The 8,879-nt window shown below is 48.3% G+C and carries 2 protein-coding genes and 1 pseudogene; all 3 read left to right on the top strand.

Going from position 1 to position 8,879, the window contains the following annotated elements; genetic code table 11:
- A partial coding sequence (locus WEIDD23_RS04520; RefSeq protein WP_242865426.1) for an FGGY family carbohydrate kinase occupies positions 1–478 on the top strand: 478 nt, incomplete at its 5' end.
- 581 nt (positions 479–1,059) lie between these two features.
- The gene (locus WEIDD23_RS04525; protein WP_010375307.1) at positions 1,060–8,310 is read left to right on the top strand and encodes a KxYKxGKxW signal peptide domain-containing protein; all 7,251 of its coding nucleotides are present in this window, start codon (positions 1,060–1,062) and stop codon (positions 8,308–8,310) included.
- A 113-nt stretch (positions 8,311–8,423) separates the two neighbouring features.
- Positions 8,424–8,879: pseudogene (locus tag WEIDD23_RS04530) on the top strand (hypothetical protein); the annotation flags it as partial.

Consider the following 8,879-nt stretch of genomic DNA (forward strand, 5'->3'; position numbering starts at 1 on the left):
CATCGCGAATGGCTGGATTGCGTTGGATGCGGACTTCAATGCGCTGACTGAAGTGATTTCAGGCGGTGATAACCGAGCGGCTAAGTATGTCGATGCGTTGATGATTAACGGCATTGGTGGCCAATTACAACGTAAAACAGGATTACCTATGACGCCAACTGAGCCCCTTGCGCTGACGTTGTGGTTAAAAAATGAAAATCAAGAGGCTTATGCGAACGCTGCCCATTATATGGGGGTCCAGGAGTTTATCGTGAACCGCTTGTTTGGCTTGAACGAGGTTGATGAGGCGCACGCTGCGCGAACTGGTTTCTACAATGTGGCGCATCAAGATTGGGATATCCAAGCGTTAGCCGTGACCGGTTTGGTAACTGAGCAACTGCCAACGTTGACGACTGCTGATGCGATTACAACGCCATTATTAGCAGCGGTTGCCGCACAAACTGGTTTGACGGAAGCCACCACCTTTTACCGCCGTTAATGCCAGCGTGCCATACCGCATTATGCTATAATAAGTGTGTTACCGGGGATGCAGTTAGCCAGGGAAGTGATGAGCCCAGGGCTGCCGCTTGGCGGAGGGTGCGATGCCCTGCTGTCCGGTGACGGTTCCGCGTGGGAGGTGAAGGACCCACACGGAATCGGAGGAAAAGCGCTTCGAGGCTTGGACACCTCGAAGTATGGGGATTGTTAACGGGGTGGTGCCTGTTAACATGATACGGTGAAGACGTCGAAACGGTCGTGGTGGGCTGTTTCGACACAAAGGGAGACCTGCACTCATTTAGTGAGAGAGGTCTCTTTTTTTGTGCGCAATTTTCGACATGTATCATTGATAATTAATATAGTTTTAATATATGAGTTGTTAACAGTGTGAAACGTTTTGTATGAAAACCCTTCCAATGTCGATGCGTCAACGTTTTAAACTATACAAAATTAATACATTAATCAAGTTTTTAAACAGGAATTTCTCATAATAAACTTATAAACTCAAGGTAAGTGAAGGTAGTGTTTCAGATATGAAACATACATGATGGATTGAGAAAATACTTAACGGGGTTTATTGACATGGGTGAGACAAAATTTAGAAAGAAGATGTATAAAAGCGGTAAATTTTGGGTTGCCGCTGGAATGACGGCCCTGACGGTTGGGGTGGTCAATCCACAATTTATGAGTAGATTAAGTAAGAACGTTGATGCGATATTTGCCGCGCAGACGACTTCGACACAGACGATTGATACAGTGACGGATGCGGATGCGAATGGCCGTTATGTGGTTTGGAATAAAACCGGGATTAACGATAATGACGCGATTGCTGGAAAAGGAACGTATAACGGTTCAGCGTGGGGGGCGGAATATTCTTCATATGCTGATCCAACAAGTCAAACATACGCAAAGCTAACAGCGAATGGTAGTAACATAATCGGATACTACTATTTGACCCGTCAATTTGATGCATCGCAGAAATTCACCATTGATGGATACTTCCACCCTAATTTGAGTGGACAGGATGGTAAGTTACCAAGTAATGGTAACTGGTCAGACTGGGTGGGGTTGGTTTTGACACCAACCGACCCGAATAAGATGGCCACGGATTACAACATGAGTAATGGTGGTGGTGGACTGGGTATCCAAGGATTTGGAAACGCCTTGGCCTTGGGACTGGATTTCTACCAAAATTCTGGTGACCCAGCTGCCGGACCATTTGGATCATTGCGTACGACTAATAGTAGTGGTGCTTTGAATTCAGTACCGGATGCCTTGTATACCAAGGGTATCAACATGACGAATTGGTCAACGACGATTAAGTACCAGTTGACTTATTGGCCAACTGGTGGTCCAGGAGGCGGTCCTTATATTACGGCGTCATTTACCGATAAGGCAAATTCATCTAATACGTGGACCGTTAATACCAACACAGCGGGTGTGACGATTAATCCACCGAAGGCCTTTTCAGTCGGTGTGAACGCAGCCAATGGACAAAAAGCCGCGGATAACTTTGCCTCAATTGATAATATCTCGGGAACGTTTGCGACGGGAACAACGACCGTTAAGTATGTGGATGCTAACGGTAATGCCATTAAGGACCCGACGACCTTTGTGGCGGGCGTTGGTGACGTGATTGGAATTACGAATCTGTCAACGCAAGCCAAGGCAGGAACGGCAGATTATGCCTACGCTGCACCGACGATTCGTGGGTATAGGGTCTCGTCAGCGAACGATGTGACCGTGTCACAAACGGCAGCAAACAACACGATTACGATTAAGTACACGGCGTTGCCTTATCAAGAATCAATTATTCAAACGGACACACCGGCTTTGTGGAGTAACAACTCGGTGATTACGTCATACTGGAGCGTTGATCAAGAAAATCCGTTGGGAAGTGGCACAAGTGTCGCTAACAGTATTATGGATACGTCATTGGTTCGCTCAGGTTATAGCTACTATGTGACGGATCAAGCGGGTAGTTCATACGCGACGATGTCATCAGCTGCGGCTGCAGCATCAGTCAACGCTTGGGATAGTACCTCGAATTCAGTTGGGGTACAATCTGATGCAACACCACAAAGCTGGACGGTTAAGTATGTGCCAGATTACCAAGGGGCGTACTTGTACACGCGTGATTATTCCTACGTGAATGGATCATATTCAGCAACCACGTCTTCGGGTACCTATAAGGATGCAGCTGGTGGCCGGACGGGTGGCGCAATTAACTTCGGTACCACTGACAGTAATTTGCCAAAGTCAGGGTATACCTACACGGTGACGGGTCCAGATAACATTACGTATTCAAACTTGTCATCAGCAGTTGCAGCGAATTCATTCGATAACACGGATAACAAGGTAGCCGGTGTCCAAGCGTCGAGTGATACGTCATACCAGTACTTTACGGTTAACTACACCCCAGCAACGCAAACCACAAGTTTGGTTGTTGATTCGAACTCACCGGTAAAGGCCGGCTCAGTTTTGGCCTCATCATTAGGGGCAACGAGTGCGACGATTTCATTGCCATATACGGATGCATCATTGTCGACGGCTGGTTATTCATACGTGGTGAAGGGACCGAATGGTTCAAACTACAGCACGTTGTCATCAGCGGTCGCCGCAAACTCGCGGTATGATGCGACAAATAATACAGGGACGACGGATTCGTCAGCCCAAGTCTTTACGGTTAGCTACGTAGCCCAGTACCAAGCGGCTGCGTTGCGCTACGATGCTAGTGGACCGATTAGTGCCGGTTCAACGAAGGCAACGGCTTCAGGAACGACAGGTGGCACAATTGCCTTTGCCGGTGTGACCGATTCAAACTTGGCCAGTGCGGGTTATACGTACACGGTGAAGTACATGGGCACGGATGCCCCTGATAGTACGGCGTACACGACGTTGTCATCAGCAGTGGCGGCACACCCACGTTATGATGCAACGGCCAATAGTGGTAGCTCAGATGCGTCATCACAAGTTTTCCAAATTACGTATAAGACTAATCAATACGCATCTTTGTTTACGGATTCGACGGACACGTCAAGCAACTCTGTTTTGAGTTATTCAGCGATTAACGAAACGACGAATGGACCGGCAAGCAGTGCGATTTCATTTAGTACCACGGATTCACAGTTGGCTAGAAGTGGTTACAGCTATGTCGTGCAGGTATTGAACTCGGCGGGTAGTGTCATTAATTCATATACAACGCTGACATCAGCCGTAGCTGCGCAGAAGTATGACAATACCTCGAATGCAGCGAATGCAACGACTGACGCCCAAGTGCAACGTTTCAAGGTCGTTTATGCACCACAAACGGCTAATATTACGTACTACTACTATGACGAAAATGGTAAAACAATTGCGACAGCGGTGACCAAGACGGGTTATGTTGGGGCAAAGATTCCAGCTAATCCACTGACGATTTCGGGGTATACCCTAATTGGTCCGTCATCAGACTCTGACGACGATGGGTTGTTTGATGCCGATCGTAATTCAGTCATTAAGTACCAATACCGGGCCCAGTATCAAGCAGCCAACGTGGTGGTTGATAGTGCGTCACCGGTGGCGGCTAACTCGGCTGTAACATCCGCTTCGGGTGTTACGAGTGGGGCACTGTCATTTAGCACGACGGATTCGCAGTTAGCGAAGAGTGGGTACACGTACGTTGTTTATGGGCCAACTGGTTCAACGTCGTACGCAACTTTGTCAGCGGCGGTGCAAGCAAACAGCTTGTATGACGCTACTGAAAATGGCTCGGCATCATCTGATGCGTCGGCACAAACGTTCCGTGTGTCATATAAGGCAGATATGCAATCAGCGTACATTCGTGTGCAACAAAATTCACCAATTAGTAGTGGGGTGATGGTTGATAGCATCGTCGGTAGCACGAGTGGCAAGTTGGCCTTCAGTGCTACGGATGCGACATTGGCTGTCTCAGGATACACGTACACGGTTGGGTATGGTTACGATGCTGCCAATACGGTTTGGTACTCAAACTTGGCCGCCGCTTTGGCCGCTAATGGTACCTACGATGCGACGAATAACAACGGCGGAACCACTGATACAAACGCCCAACGTTTCGTTGTGCTTTATGCACCAATGAGTCAAGCGGCAGCGGTGGTGGTTGATGCTAGTTCACCAATTAGTGCTGGTTCGACAGCGATGTCAGCTAACGGGGTGACCGGTTCAGCAATCTCCTTTGCGCCGAGTGCTTCAAACACGACGCTGGATTCACAATTGGCCAAGAGTGGATACACGTATACCGTGAAGTATGGTAGCGATAGCGCAACCTTTACGACGTTGTCTTCAGCTTTGGCCGCCCACTCGTTCTACAACGCGAACAACACGACATCTGGTGTTGCAGATGATACACCAGATAAGTTTACGGTGAGTTACAAGGCGGATTACCAATCAGCTGTTGTGAACGTAACGGGAACCTCACCAATTCGAGCTAACTCAAAGTTTGCCTCGAACACTGGTGGGACGTCGGATAGTATTAGCTTCAGTATTACGGATGCTAACCTGTACGCCCGTGGTTATATGTACACAGTAACGGGACCGGATGGCCAAGTTTATAGCAATTTGGCGTCAGCATTGTCAGCGAACCCAATTTATGACAACACGAATAATTTGGGGACGTTGAATGATTCCGCCGTGCAAAGCTTCATGGTGTCATACCGGGCTAATTATCAATCAGCTTATTTGCAAATGGATGAAAATGCCCCAAGAAGTGCCGGGGCAATCGTTGGTTCGGCAGCAGGTGTAACGGCCGGTAACATCTCGTTTAATGTAACGGATTCACAATTGGCCGTGCCGGGCTACCAATACAATATTTACACGGCAATGGGTAGCAGCTATGCAACCTTGTCATCGGCCTTAGTCGCAGAAGGACGTTTTGATAGTACACAAAACGTTGGATCATCTGATCAAAGTGCACAAGCTTACTTCGTCGTCTACACGGCAGACCAGCAAAGTGCTTATATTCAAGTAAATGCGAAGTCGCCAATCAGCGCCGGTAACATGGTCGATTCACAAGTCGGTCAAACCAGTGGTGCGTTAACGTTCGTTGATACGGATGATGGTGATCTTTATGTGCGTGGTTACCACTACACAGTAACAGGACCAGATGGTAAGGCGTACAGTGACTTGTCATCAGCAATTGCAGCAAATAGTATCTATGACGCAACGGATAACACCGGTGCGAATGATGCGAGTGCGCAAGCCTTTACGGTGAACTATGTCGCGGATCGCCAACAAGCATCGTTGGCTGTGACGTCTGATTCGCCAATTAGTATGGGTAGTGTCGTGACGACTGCATCAGGTGGGACTGCTGAGACAATTCCGTTCGCATATAATGATTCACAAATTGCGGTCTCTGGTTACAGCTACCGTGTGATGGGGCCAGATGGCGAGTGGTATAGCACGTTGGCCGCAGCACAATCAAATAACACGACGTTTGACGACACGAGTAACGCGACGGATTCAGATGCGGAAGCCCAAATGTTTACAATTAGCTATAGCGCGCTTAGTCAAGCAGCACGCGTGGTCGGGGCTGATAAGTCGCCAATTCGAGCTGGTTTGACAATGGGTTCAGCGGCTGGTGTGACTAGTCAAGCAATTTCCTTTGCTAGCACGACTGATGCGACGTTGGCTCAGAGCGGATACAGTTATGTCGTTTATATGGGTTCAAACAGCACCACGAGTTACAGTACGTTGTCGGCAGCGATGGCAGCCAATAGTTTGTATAACGACACGAATACGGCGAGTGGCGCCTCAGATGCGGATCCACAAATCTTTACGGTGTCATATGTGGCCAACTATCAATCAGCGAACCTGGTTGTTGGGGGAAACACCCAAATTAGTAGTGGGGTCACGGTTGATTCGGCCGCTGGTGTCACGAGTAGCCAAGTTTCGTTTGGAACCAATGACTCAGCTTTGCGTGTTGCTGGCTATCGATACACTGTGAAGACGCCTGATGGTAAGACGTATGCAACGTTGTCATCAGCGTTAGCTGGAACCGCTGGCTTGTATGACAATACTAATAACGCGACGAATTCAGACGTTGCGCCACAAACATATACGGTTGAGTATGCAGCGATTACTCAAACGGCCGAAGTTGTCGTTGCGAAGACCAATGATAAGTATTCTGGCCAAGTGCTGGAGACCGTCACCGGAGATACTGGTGCGCCACTAGGTATTAAGTTGACAGATGCAACATTGCAGTCAATGGAGATGACCCAAGGGTATACGTATTATGTAACGGTTAGGCACGCTGATGATAGTTTAGTGACAGACGAAGCTGGGAATGTCATCCGTTATGCCACGTTGGACGAGGCAATCGCGGCGAATAATTCATTTGATGCGGTTGATGATAACGTTGAACATTCAGGTATTAAACAATTTATTCTTAATCCAGTACCGTCATATCAAGAGAGTACGTTGACGGTAACGAGTGATTCACCAATTTCAGCAGCAGCAGCCGTTGAAACAACGTCTGGCGTGACAAACAGTGCCATTTCATATAATACGACTGACAGCACATTGGCAGTGCCGGGTTATACGTACCAAGTATCAGTTGTTGGACCGGACGGCACGACGCAATCATATGCGACGTTGTCATCGGCCTTGGCCGCGCAGTCGCTTTACGACAATACGTCAAATGGTGATACGCAGTCCGATAAGAGTGCACAAGCCTTCCAAGTTAGCTATAAGGCAGACTACCAGTCAGCCAATATTGCGTTCATGACTGATTCAGGGGCGGCACCAATGTCAGCGATTGCGGTAGCCGGCGCGACAGGTGATGTGTATGGATCCGGTTCTGTATCTAGCTTTAGCGCGGCAAGCGGGTATTACTTTACGGCAGACGGCCAACCAAGTGGCGCAAGTGTTGCAGCGGACGGGAAAACAATTTACTTTACCTTTACCTTTGATAACACCGACAATCCGGGCGCTACGGATAGCGCTGCGCAGAATTTCACACTACGGATGGCACCGGCTAGTCAATCTGGAAATATTAGCTTCTCTTATGCCGACGCGATTGGTTCACCAACGGTACCAGCTGATGTGCCATTAGCTGGGGTGACCGGTGATTCTAAGACGGGTACAATTACCGCGCCTGAAGGTTACTACATCGTGTCAATTTCCGGTGATCCATATAATGTGGTTTACACGGACGAGACGCACCAAGAAGCGACTTATTCAGTCATTCTAGATGATACTCCGAATGGTAATAGTGCCACTGATAGTGATTCACAAGATATGGTGGTTACTTTTGCACCAAATAACCAAACGGCAAACGTTATTCAAGCAATGCCGGATGGTACGACGAGTGTTGTTGACACGCAGAATGCCAAGACTAACCAATCATATGCGTATGAGTACACAACGCCAGCCGGATACTACGTAGCAAGTGGTAGTGCAGCGGCCGCCTCAGGCATGACAACTGAGATTAGTAATGATGGTAAGACGGTTAACGTAACGGGAACGTACGATAACTCGAAGAATACGGATGCGTCAGGCACGGATGAGCAAACGCAAGATACGACCATTACGCTAAGCAAGTCTGAACAAGTGGCAATGTTTAAGATTAACGTGCCAACTTGGCCAACAACTGTGACGGCTAAGATGACGCCAGTGCAGGGCTATACGGCTGAGGATATCACGTTACCACAAGGCTTCTCAGATAGTGAATTGACTAAGGCAGGGTACAGTTACACGGTAACCGGACCTGATGGTGAGGTTTACGACACGATGGCGAAAGCTTTGGCCGCAAATCCAATCTTTGACGCACGAATAATGGATCAGCGCAAGATACAGAAGCCCAGAACTTTACGGTAACGTATATTGCGGCTGATCAAAGTGCGACAATTAAGCAACAATATGCGGATGGTTCGCCCAACACGCCAGCCTTCCCACAATCTGATGAGACGCTAAATGGTAAGTCAGAACAAGTGGTTAAGGGGACGTTTAACGCACCAACTGGTTACAAGATTACAAGTGTCACTGATGCACCAGGTATCGTTTGGACGATTGCGGCCGATGAGAAGTCAGCAACTTACACGTTGACGTATGATACGGTGGCCGATACGGATGGACCAACGCAAAACACGGTTGTGACATACACACCATTGGCTCAAAAGGTAGTCGTTGAATTCGTTGATGAAGTTGGTCGAACGTTGACAACGGATACCAAGGTGCAAAGTCATACTTTGACAGGTGTGACGAACGAGACGGTTAATTATGACGACGCGTCGTTGCAAGCGGATCAAAAAATTGCGGGTTACCAATTGGTAGTTCAAAACCAAGCGGACGCGGCTAATTTCGACAACGATACGGCCGTCGACCAAAAGGTGCGTTACGTCTACCGTGATGTGCAAGCGCCAACGATTACGACGACGAAGGACGAA

It is taken from the genome of Weissella sp. DD23 (assembly GCF_001579105.1).
Classification (GTDB): Bacteria; Bacillota; Bacilli; order Lactobacillales; family Lactobacillaceae; genus Weissella; species Weissella cibaria.